Annotated in this window: 21 protein-coding genes; 13 read left to right on the top strand and 8 right to left on the bottom strand. The window is 53.4% G+C overall.

The genetic code is table 11. The features are described from left to right. Positions 1 to 7: 7 nt before the first annotated feature. Together P0D43_RS00960 and P0D43_RS00955 are read right to left on the bottom strand one after the other, a co-directional pair. Positions 8 to 676 (bottom strand): protein-L-isoaspartate O-methyltransferase, encoded by a 669-nt coding sequence (locus tag P0D43_RS00960; RefSeq protein WP_159568941.1) that lies wholly within the window; start codon positions 674 to 676, stop codon positions 8 to 10. A gap of 48 nt (positions 677 to 724) precedes the next feature. Next, positions 725 to 1,378 (bottom strand): TetR/AcrR family transcriptional regulator, encoded by a 654-nt coding sequence (locus tag P0D43_RS00955; protein ID WP_159568940.1) that lies wholly within the window; start codon positions 1,376 to 1,378, stop codon positions 725 to 727. Positions 1,379 to 1,520: 142 nt separating this feature from the next. On the opposite strand from P0D43_RS00955, the gene P0D43_RS00950 reads away from it, so the two are divergent. The 9 genes from P0D43_RS00950 to P0D43_RS00910 are packed head-to-tail and all read left to right on the top strand — an operon-like array spanning position 1,521 to position 8,625. Beyond that, the gene (locus P0D43_RS00950; RefSeq protein ID WP_341237554.1) at positions 1,521 to 2,441 is read left to right on the top strand and encodes a branched-chain amino acid transaminase; all 921 of its coding nucleotides are present in this window, start codon (positions 1,521 to 1,523) and stop codon (positions 2,439 to 2,441) included. Positions 2,442 to 2,447: 6 nt separating this feature from the next. Next, positions 2,448 to 2,651: a zinc-finger domain-containing protein gene (locus P0D43_RS00945; RefSeq protein ID WP_008249601.1), complete on the top strand. Its 204-nt coding sequence runs from the start codon at positions 2,448 to 2,450 to the stop codon at positions 2,649 to 2,651. Further along, complete coding sequence (gene waaF, locus P0D43_RS00940) at positions 2,648 to 3,685, top strand: lipopolysaccharide heptosyltransferase II (protein WP_341237555.1); 1,038 nt, start codon at positions 2,648 to 2,650, stop codon at positions 3,683 to 3,685. The genes P0D43_RS00945 and waaF overlap by 4 nt, the downstream gene beginning before the upstream one ends. Before the next feature lie 37 nt (positions 3,686 to 3,722). Continuing rightward, complete coding sequence (purU, locus tag P0D43_RS00935; protein WP_159568937.1) at positions 3,723 to 4,577, top strand: formyltetrahydrofolate deformylase; 855 nt, start codon at positions 3,723 to 3,725, stop codon at positions 4,575 to 4,577. A 41-nt stretch (positions 4,578 to 4,618) separates the two neighbouring features. Then, a complete protein-coding gene (locus P0D43_RS00930) occupies positions 4,619 to 5,074 on the top strand; it encodes a nuclear transport factor 2 family protein (RefSeq protein WP_105028166.1) in 456 nt (151 codons plus the stop codon). Between the two features lie 15 nt (positions 5,075 to 5,089). Further along, positions 5,090 to 6,088 carry a hydrolase gene (locus tag P0D43_RS00925; RefSeq protein ID WP_394673020.1) on the top strand — a complete coding sequence of 333 codons (999 nt, stop codon included), beginning with the start codon at positions 5,090 to 5,092 and terminating at the stop codon, positions 6,086 to 6,088. Further along, positions 6,081 to 6,722, top strand: coding sequence for a DUF2946 family protein (locus tag P0D43_RS00920; RefSeq protein WP_341237557.1), 642 nt, complete (start codon positions 6,081 to 6,083; stop codon positions 6,720 to 6,722). The genes P0D43_RS00925 and P0D43_RS00920 overlap by 8 nt, the downstream gene beginning before the upstream one ends. Next, the gene (locus P0D43_RS00915; RefSeq protein ID WP_394673019.1) at positions 6,719 to 7,840 is read left to right on the top strand and encodes a S1C family serine protease; all 1,122 of its coding nucleotides are present in this window, start codon (positions 6,719 to 6,721) and stop codon (positions 7,838 to 7,840) included. Before P0D43_RS00920 ends, P0D43_RS00915 begins: the two co-directional genes overlap by 4 nt. Next, entirely contained in the window at positions 7,840 to 8,625 is a 786-nt protein-coding gene (locus P0D43_RS00910; RefSeq protein WP_159568933.1) for a ThiF family adenylyltransferase, read from the top strand. The genes P0D43_RS00915 and P0D43_RS00910 overlap by 1 nt, the downstream gene beginning before the upstream one ends. Here P0D43_RS00910 and msrA read toward each other — a convergent pair. Further along, positions 8,622 to 9,164, bottom strand: coding sequence for a peptide-methionine (S)-S-oxide reductase MsrA (gene msrA, locus P0D43_RS00905; RefSeq protein ID WP_159568932.1), 543 nt, complete (start codon positions 9,162 to 9,164; stop codon positions 8,622 to 8,624). The genes P0D43_RS00910 and msrA overlap by 4 nt on opposite strands. Positions 9,165 to 9,299: 135 nt before the next feature. Here msrA and yajC point away from each other — a divergent pair, with 135 nt between their 5' ends. The 4 genes from yajC to P0D43_RS00885 are packed head-to-tail and all read left to right on the top strand — an operon-like array spanning position 9,300 to position 13,479. Further along, a complete protein-coding gene (gene yajC / locus P0D43_RS00900; protein WP_159568931.1) occupies positions 9,300 to 9,641 on the top strand; it encodes a preprotein translocase subunit YajC in 342 nt (113 codons plus the stop codon). Between the two features lie 9 nt (positions 9,642 to 9,650). Then, on the top strand, positions 9,651 to 11,543 hold the full coding sequence (gene secD, locus P0D43_RS00895) for a protein translocase subunit SecD (protein ID WP_394673018.1): 1,893 nt from the start codon (positions 9,651 to 9,653) through the stop codon (positions 11,541 to 11,543). A 25-nt stretch (positions 11,544 to 11,568) separates the two neighbouring features. Further along, positions 11,569 to 12,522, top strand: a complete 954-nt coding sequence (secF, locus tag P0D43_RS00890; protein ID WP_159568929.1) for a protein translocase subunit SecF — start codon at positions 11,569 to 11,571, stop codon at positions 12,520 to 12,522. Positions 12,523 to 12,546: 24 nt separating this feature from the next. Next, positions 12,547 to 13,479 carry a flagellar brake protein gene (locus P0D43_RS00885; protein ID WP_394673017.1) on the top strand — a complete coding sequence of 311 codons (933 nt, stop codon included), beginning with the start codon at positions 12,547 to 12,549 and terminating at the stop codon, positions 13,477 to 13,479. A 2-nt stretch (positions 13,480 to 13,481) separates the two neighbouring features. Here the strand turns inward: P0D43_RS00885 and P0D43_RS00880 are convergent, their stop codons facing one another. The 5 genes from P0D43_RS00880 to P0D43_RS00860 are packed head-to-tail and all read right to left on the bottom strand — an operon-like array spanning position 13,482 to position 16,369. Further along, positions 13,482 to 14,027: a hypothetical protein gene (locus P0D43_RS00880; RefSeq protein ID WP_236550808.1), complete on the bottom strand. Its 546-nt coding sequence runs from the start codon at positions 14,025 to 14,027 to the stop codon at positions 13,482 to 13,484. Next, the gene (locus P0D43_RS00875) at positions 14,011 to 14,733 is read right to left on the bottom strand and encodes a hypothetical protein (RefSeq protein ID WP_394673016.1); all 723 of its coding nucleotides are present in this window, start codon (positions 14,731 to 14,733) and stop codon (positions 14,011 to 14,013) included. The genes P0D43_RS00880 and P0D43_RS00875 overlap by 17 nt, the downstream gene beginning before the upstream one ends. Continuing rightward, positions 14,730 to 15,449: a hypothetical protein gene (locus tag P0D43_RS00870; RefSeq protein ID WP_159568925.1), complete on the bottom strand. Its 720-nt coding sequence runs from the start codon at positions 15,447 to 15,449 to the stop codon at positions 14,730 to 14,732. Before P0D43_RS00870 ends, P0D43_RS00875 begins: the two co-directional genes overlap by 4 nt. Beyond that, positions 15,442 to 15,930, bottom strand: a complete 489-nt coding sequence (locus P0D43_RS00865) for a Tfp pilus assembly protein FimT/FimU (RefSeq protein WP_159568924.1) — start codon at positions 15,928 to 15,930, stop codon at positions 15,442 to 15,444. Before P0D43_RS00865 ends, P0D43_RS00870 begins: the two co-directional genes overlap by 8 nt. Then, on the bottom strand, positions 15,923 to 16,369 hold the full coding sequence (locus P0D43_RS00860) for a type IV pilin protein (protein ID WP_159568923.1): 447 nt from the start codon (positions 16,367 to 16,369) through the stop codon (positions 15,923 to 15,925). Before P0D43_RS00860 ends, P0D43_RS00865 begins: the two co-directional genes overlap by 8 nt. Positions 16,370 to 16,397 lie beyond the last annotated feature (28 nt).

Raw genomic sequence — 16,397 nt, 5'->3', positions numbered from 1 at the left:
CGTGTCCTTAGAATACGAATTCGCTGGCCTTGGGTGCGTTGATCAACACCTTGGTCATGGTTTCAAACAACGGGGTGGTAATCAATTGGCCATCGCGGGACTTCCGGGCCAACACCAGCTGCATGGCGGGTGCCCGGCCAACAACGGCCATCAGGCGCCCCAGTGGGTTGACTGCCTCCAGCAGGCCTGCCGGCATGATCGGCGTGGCGCCCGACAGCACAATGGCGTCAAACTGGCCAAGTGTAGGGGCCAATTGAAAGCCACAACCATCAAGCACTTTCACGCGGGTAATGCCATTTTTTTTCAGGTTGCTACGGGCCAGTTCAGCAATGGCCGGGTTCAATTCAATGGTGGTAACGTGGGCACATTGCTGTGCCATCAGCGCAGCCATGTAACCTGTGCCCGTGCCAATTTCAAGCACTTTTTCATGGGTACCCAACTCGATTTCCTGAAGAATGCGCGCCTCCATTTTGGGGCTGAACATGGCCTCGCCGGTGTCTGCGCCACTCACACGGATTGGAAGGTCGCAGTCGGTGAATGCCAGTTTTTCCAGACCGGAGCACACAAAATTCTCGCGTTTGATGAGTTCAAGCAAATCAAGCACCTTCTGGTTCAACACGTTCCAGGGGCGGATTTGTTGTTCAATCATGTTGAAGCGGGCTTTCTCGAAGTCCATGGCGGGTTCTCGCGTGGGGAAATGGGTAACTCGCTATTTTAGCAAATTTTATGCGACACGCGATGTTTGCGGGCAGGTCAAACCATTCAGCACCATTTGAATGTGCGCTTCTATGTAACGCATGGGGTTGGTTTCCACGCCACAGCAACCATCCATGGTCCGTTTCCACAAACCAAGGGTAACCAGCGGTGCGCACAACACCTGGGCGGCGTACTCGGTGTCGATGTCGGCGAATTCTCCGCGGGAAATGCCACGTTTGAGCACAGATTCGAGATAGTCCCACCAGGGCCGAACCACTTCGTCATAGAAGAAGCGGCCCAGTTCGGGAAAGGCATTGGCTTCTGAAAGTACAATTTTTGTGATGCTGCTCAGCTTGGTCGAGCCGTACTTCAGCCACCACAGGTGGATTGCTTCGCGAATCAGGTTGGCTGAGCTTTTGTCGGGTTCCAGCAGGCTTTTGGCTTCTTCAACAATGGGTGAAACATGTTCTTTCACCACTGCTTTCAACAGCTCTTCCTTGTTGGAGTAATACAGGTAAACGGTGCCTTTGCTCACGCCTGCGCTTTTGGCTACATCTTCAAGGCGGGCACCGGCAAATCCTTTTTCGCTGAAAATGGTCAGTGCGGCATCGAGTAGTTCTTGTGGGCGCTCTTGTTTTCTACGCGTCCAACGGGGTTGAGCATTCGCCAGACATTGCTTCATAGGTGTACTTCTTTTTTTATGGTGGTTGATTGCACTATAGTGGTTCATTCTTCACCGAGTCAACGTAGTGCGCTCAATTCGGTGCTTGTTGGGTTGTAGAATATGTCGGTTTGGTAAATCTTGGAATTTCGGAGAATTCAGCATGTCAATGGCCGATCGCGATGGCTTTATCTGGTTTGACGGCAAGCTTGTGCCGTGGCGTGAAGCGCAAATTCACGTGCTCACACACAGTTTGCACTACGGTTTGTCGGTGTTCGAAGGCGAGCGTGCCTACAAAACTGACAAGGGCCCAGCCATTTTCAGGTTGAAAGAGCACACAGACCGCCTGTTCAACTCTGCCCACATTTACCGCATGAACATGCCGTACACGCGTGAGCAGATCATGGACGCCTGTTGCGAAGTGGTGCGTGCCAACAATCTTGATTCCTGCTATATCCGCCCGATCGCCTTTTATGGCTCGGAAAAAATGGGTGTGTCACCCAAGGGGGCAGCAACCCACGTGGCCATCGCCGCTTGGCCTTGGGGTGCCTATTTGGGCGAAGAAGGGTTGCAAAAGGGAATTCGGGTAAAAACCTCCTCTTATGCTCGCCACCATGTGAATGTAACCATGGCCCGTGCCAAATTTGCTGCCACCTACGCCAATTCCATTTTGGCCAATACCGAAGCCATTCAAGATGGTTACGATGAAGCCCTGTTGCTCGACGTGGACGGTTTCGTGGCTGAGGGTGCAGGCGAGAACGTGTTCGTGATCAAAGACGGTTGCATCTATGAGCCTGAAATTGCATCGGCCTTGGTAGGTATTACCCGCTCCACCATCATCTCCCTGGCCCGTGAAATGGGCATGGAAGTGAAAAGCAAGCGCTTGACGCGTGATGACATTTACATTGCCGATGAGTGTTTTTTCACTGGTACTGCGGCCGAAGTGACGCCTGTTCGTGAGCTGGACAACCGAACCATTGGCGCGGGCACTCGCGGCCCGATTACCGAAGAGCTTCAAAAGCGTTATTTCGACGTGGTGTATGGTCGAAATGAAAAGTATGAACACTGGCTGACACGGGTGTAATTCATCATGATCAGTGACAAAAAAGCAAAACATGAAACAGTGCAGCTTGATGGTGATCAACTGCCTGCATTTTGTCCCAACCCGGCCATGCCGGTGTGGAACACGCATCCGAAGGTTTATCTGGATGTCACCAAAACAGGCAAGGCCACCTGCCCTTACTGCGGCACGGTGTACACCTTGAAACCTGGTGCAAAAGTACACGCACATTGAAGGTTTTGATTGTTGCCCCCAACTGGATTGGCGATGCGGTCATGAGCCTGTCGCTGATCCAGGCTTTGCACCAAGACAACACATTGCGGTCTGCAGACGGCAGGCCTTGCGAAATTCACGTATTGGCTCCCCCGGTCACAGCGCCGGTATACCAGTTCAGTCACGCAGTGCGTGCAGTACAGGTCGAACCTTTTTCTCACGGTAAGTTGCAATGGGGCTTGCGCAGGCAGGTTGGCGCATCGCTTGCTGGCCGTGGGTTTGACATGGCCGTGGTGTTGCCCAATTCACTGAAGTCGGCGCTGGTTCCCTGGTTTGCAGGCATTCCAAAGCGGGTGGGTTACAGCGGCGAGCTTCGTACTGCTGTGCTTACCCACGCTTTGCCAAAGCCATCCAAGAAAGCCAAACCACCCATGATCGAGTGGTACGGCCAGCTTGGTGCTTATTCAGGCGAGTTGCTTGAGTTCCCGGTGTTGAATGTTGAGGCGGGCATGGGCACTGCTGCCTGCACCGAGTTCGGCTTGCTGCCAGGGTTCCTGGCTTTGGCGCCTGGTGCCGAGTTCGGTCCGGCCAAGCGCTGGCCCGCTGAGCACTTTGCGGCGGTGGCCATTGAGTTTTTGCTGCGCAATCCCTTGCAGCAGGTCGTGTTGTTCGGCGGTCCGAAAGACACCGCTTTTTGTGCTGAAATTCTCAGCCTGTTGCCGGTAGACTTGCAGTCCCGCGCTGAAAGCCTTGCAGGCAAAACAAGTTTGGCCCAAGCAATGGCACTGATGTCAGCAGCCAGCCAGTTGCTGACCAACGATTCTGGATTAATGCATGTGGCTGCAGCATTGAATGTGCAGGTGCATGCGGTGTTCGGTTCCAGCAGCCCGCACCACACCCCACCCTTGAGCAACAAGGCCAAGGTGTATTACCTGCAGCTGGAGTGCAGCCCCTGTTTCCAGCGAGAATGCCCGCTGGGCCACACCGATTGCCTGAAAAAGCTCGACCCGAAAATGGTGTCGGATCAGTTGGTGCCTGCTTCTCAGGGAGTATGATCTTACAAGCCCATTTTCAATGCACCCTGGCCTTACCATGCGTGATTACATCCTGACTATTTCTTGCCCAGACACCACGGGTATTGTGTACAACGTCAGCAAATTTTTGTTTGACCAACAGTGCAACATTCTGGATTCCGCCCAGTTTGGCGACGAATCAACCAACCTTTTTTTCTTGCGCGTGCATTTTTCATTGCCCCTTGAAAGCAAGCTGACTGAAGTCGAGTTACAGGCCAATTTTGCGAAGGTTGCAGAGCCGTTCGCCATGAGATATCAGTTTTTTGATGCGCGGGTAAAGCCACGCGTGTTGCTGATGGTGTCCAAGTTTGGCCATTGCCTGAACGACCTGTTGTTTCGCTGGAAAAGCGGGCAACTGCCCTGTGAAATTCCTGCCATCGTATCGAATCATCAGGACTTTGCTTTGCTGGCTGCGTCGTACGGGGTTCCGTTTTATCACCTGCCCGTGAAGACCGAGGCGAAAGAACTGCAGGAAATACAAATTCGCCAAATTATTGAGCGCGAAAAAATTGACCTGGTGGTGCTTGCCCGCTACATGCAAATTTTGTCGCCTGAATTGTGCCGCGACATGTTGGGCAGGGTGATCAATATTCACCACAGCTTTTTGCCAAGCTTCAAAGGTGCCAAGCCTTATCAACAAGCTTTCGATCGAGGGGTCAAGCTGATCGGCGCCACTGCGCATTATGTGACTTCCGATCTGGATGAAGGTCCGATTATTGAGCAGGATGTGGCCCGCGTAGACCATTCCTTAACACCTGAAGAACTAACTGCCCGTGGCCGTGATACCGAATGCATGGTGTTGGCCCGCGCTGTGAAATGGCACTGTGAGCACCGTGTAGTTCTGAACGGATCAAAAACCGTGGTGTTTCAGTGAGTCCCATTCAAAACACATTAATACCGATTGGAGTGCGTTGAATGTCCCGAGCCAAAGTTATTCATTCCTCCCCGCAAGACATCGAGCAAGCCTTTTACGAGGCACTGGAAGCAGCCGATCTGGAAGCCCTGATGGACCTGTGGGCAGATGATGAGCATGTGGTGTGTATTCACCCGGGTGGTCCCCGCGTGGAGGGTTATCACGACGTGCGCGACTCCTGGAAAGAAATTCTTTCGGCAGGCGCGCTTCAAATTCGCGTGGTGCCGGTGCACCGTGTGGAAGGTGTCATGGTCTCGGTGCACAACATTGTTGAACAGGTGATGATGAGCAGCTCACGCGGTGAGCCCCATGTGGTGCAGGTGAATGCGACCAATGTGTATCACAAGGGGCCGAACGGTTGGAAAATCGTGATGCATCACGCAAGCCCGGCCATGGACGCTGAAGAAATGGTTGAGGATGATTTGTCCGACTTCGACCCGCAGCCCACGCTGCACTAAGGGCACTGAGGCAGTATGGTGTACCGTCCGCCCTGGTGGCTTCCCGAGGGCCATTCCCAAACCATTCTGGCAGCCCGCTGGGCCAACAAACCCAGCGTGCATTATCACCGTGTGCGCTGGAACACGCCCGATGGCGACTTCATCGACCTCGATTTCACCGAACCCCCTGCACAAGCTGTAAAACACCACACGCTGTGGGTGTTGTTTCATGGTCTCGAGGGTTGCTCGCGCAGCCACTACAGCCTTGCGGTGATGAACCAGGCCCGCATGGCAGGGGCTGTGGGTGTGGTTGTGCATTTTCGGGGATGTTCCGGCGAAAATAATCGAATGCCACGTGCTTATCATTCAGGTGATTCGGCTGAAATGGACTGGATATTGCGCCGACTGCGCAGCGAATTTCCTGCTGTTGACCGCATGCATGTCACCGGTGTTTCGTTGGGTGGCAATGTGCTGCTAAAGTGGCTGGGCGAGCAAGAAAAGCAAGCTGGAGAAGTGATCAGTTCTGCGGTGTCTGTAAGCGCACCCGTGGATTTACTCGCAGGTGCAAACTCCTTGGCCAAAGGATTTAATCGGGTCTACACCCGCATGTTTTTAAATACCTTGATTCCAAAATCAATTGAGAAAATCAAACGATTTCCTGAATTGGGAAAGATTGAAGACATTGCTGCTTGCAAAGACTTTTTCGATTTTGACAACCGTGTAACCGCCCCTTGGCATGGGTTTCGGGATGCCGAGCATTACTATGCAGTGTCATCAGCGAAGCCCTTGCTGAAACACATTGCGGTACCCACTTTGATGATTCACGCCAAAAATGATCCTTTCATGAACGGGCAGCATTTGCCCGGGCCGCATGAGGTGTCGCCGCTGGTGAACTGCCTGTTCACCGATCATGGCGGGCATGTGGGCTTTGCCGATGGTCGCAATTTGCGTTTGGGGCTGGACTGGTTACCCAAGCAGTGCGATGCTTTCTTTGCGCAACACACTGGACCACACACGGGAGTGAGCGGTGGATGATCTTGTAGAAAAGGCACTGGCGCGCTGGCCCAATGTGCCGGCTATCGCAGGTTGGCTCAAACTGAACTTGCAGGGCGACTGGCTGCTTACCGGGCCGGCACCGGAAGGGTTAACAATTAGCCATCCGCGTATTTTGAATTTCATGGCCCGCAATTACGGCTGCGAACCTGACGGTCGTTTTTATTTTCAAAATGGTCCTCAAAAGGCTTACGTGCATTTGGCCTACACGCCTTGGGTGTATCGAATCCACCCCTTGGCACAAGGCGACTTAATGTTAAGCACGCACACCGGCCTGGTGGGGTGGCCTTTGGCCATGTATCAGGATGAACAGGGCAGGGTATTGATTGAAGGCGAGCAAGGCATTGGCCTGTTGCACAGCAATGACATGGACTTGCTCGCTGCCGGGCTTCAAGAAAGCGGTGGTGAACTTGTTCACCAGGCCTGCTGGGCTGTTCCCGACTGCGATCCCGACTCCTTGATCGCCGCACGCACCAAATTGCGGCGTGACAAAAAGACCTCCACCGGTCAGCGCACTTGCACCTTCAAATTAATACAAATTGATTCGAATGCAGTGGCCCGGCGTTTTCAATTCAACCCGAATCCCGAAGTTAACCAGCAGGATCCAAATTCGTGAAACCGAACCAGAATCAACGCGGTGCTTCAGCCACAGCATTGCTAGCCTTTGTGTTGTTCGTGGCTTTGCTCTATGTGCTGTACAACCAGTCAAGTATCGAAAACCTGTTCACAAGTCGCCCGGAAAATGTCACACCGCGTGTGGTCGAGGCGCGGGGTGATCTCGCCGCAGGTGAAAAAAGCGTGGTGGAACTGTTTGAGGTGTCCAAGGCTTCTGTGGCCTACATTTTTACCGAGAGTGTGCAAGGTCAACTGTTTTTCAGGCGTGTCGCTGAAGGCACTGGTTCCGGTTTTATTTGGGACGATGCCGGGCACATTGTGACCAATGCCCATGTGGTGGAGGGAGCCAGCCGCATTCGCGTGCAGCTTGATGATTCTGAGCCCCTGCCTGCTCGCTTGGTGGGTATTGCACCTTCCTATGACCTTGCCGTGATTCGCCTGGTTAACAAGCCTGCCAATCTTCGCCCCATTCCTGTGGGTGTTTCTGGTGACCTGCTAGTGGGCCAGTCGGTGTTTGCGATTGGTAACCCCTTTGGTTTGTCCAAAACCCTGACCGCAGGCATTGTCAGCGCCTTGGGGCGAACCCTGCCTGTCAGCAATGGGCGTGAAATTCCAGATGTCATTCAAACCGATGCCGCAATTAATCCGGGTAATTCGGGTGGGCCTTTGCTCGATTCCGCTGGGCGTTTGATTGGTGTGAACACGGCGATACTCTCGCAAAGTGGTTCCTCCGCGGGGGTCGGGTTTGCCATTCCGGTGGATTTGGTCAATCAAATTGTGCCCCAGCTAATCGAGCGGGGCACTTTGCCGCGCCCCGGCATTGGTATTGCTGTAGCCGACGAGTCGCTGGCCCGCCGCCTGGGTATTCGCGGTGTTGCCGTGATGGGCATTGAGCCAGCCTCGCCGGCTGCAAAGGCTGGTTTGAAACCGTTTGATTTGCAAGCGGGTGTGGTCGGCGACATCATTATTGCCGTGGACCGCAAACCTGTGGCCAATGTGTTGCAGCTTTCCAAGGCGCTGGAAGCAATTGGTGTGGGCGGCACCGCAAATTTGTTGGTGATGCGTGGCAACGACACCCGTGAAGTGGCGGTGAGTATCGTTGATCTGGAAGCGCGTTGATGAACGACGATCCGGATTTGAGCCGTCGCTTTGGTGGATTGAATCGCCTGTATGGCGATGGCGCCCATGCCTTTCTCAATCAAGATGTTCACGCCATGGTGGTTGGCGTGGGTGGTGTGGGTTCGTGGGCTGCCGAGGCTTTGGCTCGTAGCGGTATTGGGCGGATTACGCTGGTCGACATGGATCATGTGGCTGAAAGCAATATCAACCGGCAAATTCAGGCCTGCGACACAACACTGGGCCAAGAGAAAATCAAAGCGCTGGCCGATCACATTCACAGCTATTTCCCGCAGTGCCAAATCACCTTGGTGGACGCATTTCTGGAACCGGACAATGCCCAAACATTGTTGACGGAATTTTCGGCCACGCCCGGTAAGTACAAGGTGTTGCTGGATTGTTGCGACAATGTGCGTGCCAAAGTCGCCATGGCGCTAGTGGCCGCGCGTTTGAATATTTCTGTGGTGTTGTCGGGCAGTGCTGGCGGAAAAACAAAGCCTTGGCTGGTGCAACCAGCCGACTTGCGCGACACCACCAACGACCCCCTGCTGGCCAAAGTGCGTTACACACTGCGCCGTGAACATGGTTATGCCAAAGACCCCAAGAAAAAACTGGGTGTGTCTGTGTTTTATTCAGCAGAGCAGGTCAAGCGCAGTGAGGCCTGCGAGCCGTCTGCTGGCTTGAACTGTGCAGGTTATGGCTCAGTGGTTACCGTGACCGCCACCATGGGCATGCAAATGGCCGCTTGGGCCATTTCGCACTGCATGGGCAAATACAAGGCAAGTTAACGCTTGAACATGTCGCCGAACAGGTCTTCTGCCTTTTCAACCTTGGGAGCCACCACATAAGCACAATAAGGCTGCATGGGGTTGTTCTCGAAATATTCCTGGTGGTACTTCTCCGCGGGGAAGTAATTCAGCAAGGGTGATATTTCGGTGACAACCTTGTCGCGAAAAATTTTTCGCTTCTCCAGGTCTTCCACAAACGCCACGGCAGTGTCATGTTGCTCTGGGCTGTGGAAAAAGATCACAGACCGGTACTGCGTGCCCACGTCGTTGCCTTGTCGGTTCAAGGTGGTGGGGTCGTGAATGGCAAAAAATACCGCCAGAATTTTACGGAATGAAATCAATTCCGGATCAAAGTGCAGCCGAATAACTTCGGCGTGGCCGGTACGTCCACCGCACACCTTGTCGTAATTGGGGTTGGGGTCGCTACCGCCGCTGTAACCCGATTCGCAAAGCTCAATTCCCTTGAGTTGCCGGAAAACAGCTTCCGTACACCAGAAACAACCCCCGCCCAGGGTTGCCTGTTCTATCTTGCTCGACATAGATCAAAGCCTGTTTTTATTGTTCCCACAATCACCAAGTGAATCTTTAAGTGGAACCCAAGTCAAGCCTTTTGGTCTGAATTTTAAGTGTCAAGCGTTGTATACTCGGCGCGAACCCATCACAACTTTAAGGAGATGACTGTGATTTCATCCGCGTTTGCGCAATCCGCAGCCGCTGGCCCGGAAAGTGGCCTTTTAAGCTTCCTGCCCCTCATTTTGATGTTTGGCGTACTTTATTTTTTGGCCATTCGTCCCCAAATGAAGCGTCAGAAAGAACACAAAGCCATGGTTGAAACCCTGCAGAAGGGCGATGAAGTGATCGCCTCGGGTGGTTTGCTGGGAAAAATCAGCAAAATCAACGAATCGTACATCACGCTGGAAGTGGCTGAAATGGGTGACAAACCTGTTGAAGTTGTGCTGCAACGCGCTGCTGTACAAAGCCTGCTGCCTCGCGGCACCCTGAAAGAAACTCGTTAATCTGCTGTCATGAATCGATACCCTGTCTGGAAGTACCTGATGATCGCCATTGTGTTGGTGTTGGGTGTGTTATACACCCTGCCCAATTTTTATGGCGAAGCGCCTGCCGTGCAGGTTTCAAGTGGAAAATCCACTTTGAAAGTGTCACCCGATCTGGCTGAGCGATTGTCCAGTCAGCTTGAGGCGCAAGGTATCAAGCCCGACGGGGTGTTTTTCGAAGAAACGCTGGGTGGTGGAACACTGAAATTCAGGTTCAAATCGTCTGAAGCGCAATTGAAGGCGCGTGATTTTCTTCAAAACCAGCTTAATCCTGACCCGAACGACCCGGGGTACATTGTTGCCCTTAATTTGTTGTCCCGCTCACCTGACTGGCTGACCAACATCAATGCGCTACCCATGTATTTGGGTCTGGATTTGCGCGGTGGCGTGCACTTCTTGTTGCAGGTGGACATGGATGCGGCGCTTGAGAAGCGCAAAGACGCCTTGCTGGGCAGTGCCAAGCAAACCCTGCGCGAAGAAGACCTGCGCTACGCCAGTGCCACGCGCACCCCTGCCGGCTTTAGTCTGACCTTCCGCGACGCCGAGACCCACAGCAAGGCCCAGGCGGCATTGGCGAAAGACTCGCCCGATCTGCAATTGCTTGCACCTGAGAACAGTACTGAATTCATCTTGAACGTAAGCTTGGCACCGCAGGTGGAGCAGCAGGCTCGCGAATATGCGTTGCGCCAGAACATGACAACGCTGCACAACCGAATCAACGAATTGGGCGTGGCCGAGCCCGTCATTCAACGCCAGGGTGCGGATCGCATTGTGGTCCAATTGCCGGGTGTTCAGGATACAGCCAAGGCCAAAGACATTCTGGGTCGTACAGCCACGCTGCAAGTGCGAATGGTGGACGACAGCCCCGAGGCCCAATCCGCTTTGGCCAGCGGTATCGTGCCCTTTGGGCTGGAGCGCTACACCGAGCGTGGTGGGCGCGAACTGTTGTTGAAATCAGAAGTGATTTTGACCGGGGACAACCTGACCGATGCGCAAGCCGGCTTTGACAATCAAACCCAGGAACCCGCGGTGCACCTGACTTTGGACAGCCAGGGTTCCCGTATTTTCAGGACGGTAACCGCTGAAAGCATTGGCAAGCGCATGGCGATCGTGTTGATCGAGAAAGGCAAGGGCGAGGTCGTGACTGCGCCTGTCATTCGCGGGGAAATTGGCGGCGGTCGCGTTCAAATTTCCGGCAGCATGAATACTGTGGAGTCAGCTGACCTGGCTTTGCTGCTGCGTGCCGGTTCACTTGCTGCGCCCATGGATATTATCGAAGAGCGCACCATTGGCCCAAGCCTGGGTGCTGACAACATCGACAAGGGTATCAATTCCACCTTGTACGGGTTCGTTGTCTTAGGCATCTTCATGATGGCCTACTACCTGTTGTTTGGTGTCTTCTCGGTCTTTGCCCTGGCGGTGAACGTGTTGCTGCTGTTTGCGCTGTTGTCGGTGCTGCAGGCCACCTTGACCCTGCCCGGTTTGGCCGCTGTCGCACTGACTTTGGGTATGGCGATTGATGCCAACGTGTTGATCAACGAGCGTATCCGCGAAGAACTCCGCGAGGGCGCTGCGCCCCAGCAGGCCATTGCAGCGGGTTACGAGCGCGCATGGGCCACCATTCTGGATTCGAACATTACCACCCTGATTGCTGGTTTGGCTTTGTTGATTTTTGGCTCGGGCCCTGTGCGTGGTTTTGCCGTGGTGCACTGCCTGGGTATCCTGACTTCCATATTCAGCGCGGTCGTGGTATCGCGTGGCGTGGTTAACCTGTGGTATGGCCGAAAGAAAAAACTGGACTCTGTGAGCATTGGGCAAATTTGGCGCCCTGATAGCAACACAGCCGTGGCCAAAAAAGCCTGACCACCAACGAACAGAGTAAGAAGAAATGGAATTATTCAGAATTAAAAACGACATCCCGTTCATGCGGCATGCCAAGATTTTCAACATCATCTCGTTCCTGACTTTTGCGGCAGCGGTTTTCTTCCTGTCCACCAAAGGCTTGAATCTGAGTGTGGAATTTACCGGCGGTGTGTTAGTCGAGGCTCGTTACTCCCAACCTGCCGAACTCGAGAAAATTCGGGAAGGGCTACGTGCCACCGGCATTGGCGAACCGCAGGTACAAAACTTTGGTACGGCCCGAGATGTGTTGGTGCGGTTGGCTGTGAAAGACCTGCAGTCCGGAGTTTTGGGCGTAGATGGCAAGTTGAACCAACAGGCCATGACGGAGCAGGTGCTGAATCTGGGAGGTCCCGACGTTCAGTTGATGCGGGTTGAGTTCGTGGGGCCGCAGGTGGGTCGTGAGCTGGCTGAAAACGGTGTGATCGCGCTCATGGTGGTGATCATCGGCATCATGATTTACCTGGCACTGCGTTTTGAATGGAAATTTGCGGTCTCTGCCATTGTTGCCAACCTGCACGATGTGGTGATTATTCTCGGCTTCTTCGCCTTCTTCAGTTGGGAGTTTTCCCTTTCTGTATTGGCTGCCGTGCTCGCGGTGCTGGGTTATTCCGTGAACGAATCGGTGGTGGTGTTCGATCGAATTCGTGAGACGTTCAAGAAAGTCCGCAAAATGTCAGTGCCTGAGACGATCGACAGTGCGATTACCCGCACAATTTCTCGCACCATCATTACCCACGGCTCTACCCAGATCATGGTGTGTTCGATGTTGTTCTTTGGCGGCCCAACCTTGCACGGCTTTGCTTTGGCGCTGACCATCGGTATTCTGTTCGGTATTTACTCCTCGGTGTTGGTTGCAAGTCCCATGTTGATGTGGATGGGGCTGACTCGAGAAGATTTGGTTAAGCCTGTAAAGAAAGACAAAGAATTTGAGACTCCGTAAAGCGGGGTTAGCAAGCGAGGCAGCGTGGACAATCCCAAAGACCTGTCGCCATTGGCCAAGGGCGACGTTGAAATAGGCAAGGCGCTGCCATTCGCCATTTTTGATCGAGGCGGGGTGTTGCTGCTCGCAGAAGGGCAAGCGGTGACCAGCCAGAAACAGCTGGATGAACTGGCTGCCAAGGGTCTTTACCACAACCCCAGGTGGGCGACCAAGTTTGTCATTCAACCCGGCAAGCAACAAATCGACTCCAGCACTTTGCCTAGAATGCTTCCTGCAAAGCAGGCCTTCGAAGACCCCTTTGAAACCGGTAGTCAGCTGAAAATGTTTGCGCCCGCTCAGGCGAAAGATCCGTTTCATGTGCGTTTGATTGGCAGTATTCCGCAGGCCGCCATTTTGATTACGCACCCCATGCGAGACGGCAAGTGTGTGTTCACCAAAGAAGGGCAGGTCTGGGAGTTTCAAGCCACTTATGGTTTGTCGATTTACCGTTTTAGCTCAATGATCGAGAAGGTGTTGCTGTCACCGCACCCACTGATCGTGATGTCGTGGCCGCACGAAACTCACTTGGAGTCACAGGCCATTCGTCGGGCACGACGTGTCAATTGTGATCTTCCGGCAAGCATACGTTTGGCGGAGCCTAAAAGTGGTGATGCCGAGCCCACCGCGGCCGTGATCGACAACATCTCCACGGGCGGCGTTGAACTGTTGTTTGCCAAGGCTGTTTCACTGAAAATTGGACAAACGATTTCAATTGCTTTTCAAATCATTCTCGATGACAGAAAGTATGTGATTGAATGTGATGCAGACGTGGTTTCCAAGCCGCGCGACTCCGGCCCCGCTTCCTCAAGCTACGGTTTTGCATTGAGGTCATTGAGTGACGAACAATTTGCGGTCATTCACGCGTTTGTGAGTGATCGGTTAATTCATCGCCTGGGTCCCCAGTTGTATTCAAAGTAATATCAAAGCGGGCTGACCAAAGTATAAACACTCACGTTTTCCCTCTGGTTGTCTCGCGTGTGTGCGTCAATCCAGCTGGCCTCAATGTGCACCCACACTCCGTTTGTTTGAGTGTTCAGGTTGGGCAATGGTTGAATGCTGACACATGAAGCCGCACCTTGCGCCCATGCCCGGGGCAGTGTGGCGTCGTTCAAATTAATTGAATTGTTGGTTGATCCCAAGGCCCGGGGCCCATTGCTCGTGCATTCGTAGCCTCTTGCGCCAGCGTAGCCGTTCAAGTGGTTCTCAAGCTGCCCCGAGAACTGTTGCATACGAGAAATAATTTGCCCACGTGGCGTGTCCCGATCCAGGTCCGAAATATTGGCCAGCAACACATTGCCGATCTCGGCGACCTGTGTTGCCGCGATCGATCGCACATGGGTCGAGTTTTTGGCACCGAAGTTGGCTGTCCAGTTCTTGGCATACAGCACCAATCCAACGGACAGCACCAGGATGGCGATCAATGCATCGACCATTGAAAATCCGTTTTTTCTAGAATCCCACTTCATGTTTACCCTGTGATCTCGGTGGTGGTGGCCTGGGTTCTTCCCTGGGCGGCGGCTCTGACGGACGCGGGGATTGAACGGGTGGCGGCGGTGGAGGTGGCGGCGGCGGATTCGGGTCGGGTGGCCTGGGTGGCGGCGGTGGTGGCGGAGGTATTTGAATGGGATTGTACGGACGCCCATTGCTGTCTTCGCGATTGAATACAAATGACCGTTTCACACAGCCCGATTGCACGCCCTGGCTGCCCACGCAGTTCACACTGGCCACTATTTCAAAAGTGGCCCGGTAGTTTTCATCTGAAATGGCATGGTCGCAGTTATAGGGCACGATCATGCCGCGAATTACAATGTCTTGTCGGTTGTTGTCTGGCGTGTTCGGACTGGCCACTTGTATTTGTGGGTCCAGTGTTTCTGGCAGCGCAACAGTCAAAGAGCACTCCCCGATAATGGCGGTGTTGCCTTTGTAATCATCGATTAGTTTCTGAATGGCAGCATCATTTCCAAAATTGTGGGTGTAATGGCGCAGACCCGCGTAGGCCAGTTGGCGTGCTTCCTCAATGTGTTGCTTGGAATTTGACAAATACAGATCCAGGCTGGTGGTTGTTACGTTTTGCACGCTGATCAACCCAAACACAATCACCAGCACCACACATACAAATACACCAAGGGCACCCGACTGGAATTTTTTTCGCATGCGCAGCCACTTGTTCATGATCCCATCCTTACCCGTGTGGTGTTGAGAAGGTGGATAATCCTGGCTTCTTCGTACTGCCCCTCGGTTACGTTATCGCCAATCCGTGCTTTGAACATGGCGATCCAGAACATATTGGACTCGGGATTGTTCTCGATGACCGAGTTGCAATTCTGCTCATAATTCTGGGTAACCTGCCCGGGCGTGTTGGCCTGAAACCTGCAGAACCGGATGTTGGTAAACTCAAAGTCACGCACATTGTTCAAATCAAGCCAGGCTGGGTTGTTGCCGCAAAATGCCCCATGGTCAAATTGCGCCATGTTTGCACCTGCCAATTCGCGTTGGGCGAGTACTCCATTGAACAATCGAAAGCCAGTCAGGTTGATGACATCATTGCCGCTGCGACTAACGCGTGTTGGAATGCTCAGGCAGAAGTTTCGGTTTGTGGACTGGTAGCCATTGCATTGCATGGATTGGTTTTGCAGGCTGCACAACTGTATGCCCTTGGCTTCAACATCGGGGTTTTGGTAGCTGCCGCCCCTGTTCAGGTGAACTGTAATAATTTCACCAATTCGATTGACCTGATCGACCAGATTCTCGGTATTCAGGTCATTTTGTGCGCGTATGCTGACCCCCATCAACTTGAGTGCACCGGTAATGCTAATGGTCAGCAAGGCCATGCCAATCAGCAGGCTGACCGAGGACGCGCCGTAATAAGGCCTGGTTTTGTTATTCATAGCTCACCACCCCGTTGCCAATACCCAGGTAAGTGATTTCTGCGCGCTTGTCTCTGTAATTGAGGGTTAGTTGTGTTTGGTTTTGTGTATCCAGCAGGCCCGACACTGCCTTGAAATGAAGGTTGGTGGCGTTGGTCAGCGTGACATCCCGAAGCGTTGCGGAGAAACCCCGACTATTCTGATTGTTGGTTTGGGAGTACCAGGCGCTACAGCCTTTCATGAAACGGTCATGTTGAACGGCCACATTCACGTTCACTGCACTGTTGCCGGGCTGCAGGTTCATCTCGACAGGGCATTCTGTAATCGCTGCCAGGTTGCGCGCTTGATCGACATAGGTGTCCAGGCGCGAAACTTTGACCTTCAAGGTCTGTTTGTTCAGCACCGAGTTCATGCTGGGAATGACTGCAATGGCCAGTACACCGACCACTGCCATGCCAATCAATATCTCGATTAAGGTGAAACCTGCAATGCGCTTAGCCATGAGGAACGCACCTGTCAGAGGTGTTTTGATTGGCGGCAGACCGGGCGCCAAAGCGTTGAATGCCCATGTCGCTTTCAACAATCAGTGTTCTGCAGGATTCGGGTAGCCTAAGCGGCGCGTTGACGCTCGGTTTGACTTCAGCCCGGTAACCACGAAAGTCGGAATTTGAGACAACCACGTTGTAGTTGCCCGACGAGGGCAGAACCAAGCGATTTGCATTTGGCGTGCCACTGCTTGAGACATTTTGTGCGTAGCGGCCATAGCGTTGCCTGTGCAGTTGCTGGCTTAGCGCCAGCTCCACGCCGAATTCCCGCATGGAGCGGAAGTTCGATTTTTCCCACGATGCTTCATAGCCTGCGTAGCTCAGGGTGGCGAGCACACCAACAATTGCGATTGCAAATGTCAGTTCAATCAAGGTAAATCCGAGGCCCGCACGCATGGTCAAACACCAAAAATGACTCTATGTG

This window comes from Limnobacter sp. (assembly GCF_043511195.1).
Taxonomy (GTDB): domain Bacteria; phylum Pseudomonadota; class Gammaproteobacteria; order Burkholderiales; family Burkholderiaceae_B; genus Limnobacter.
Note: the sequence above shows the minus strand (reverse complement) of the source record. Positions and strands in the feature narration are given on the sequence as shown.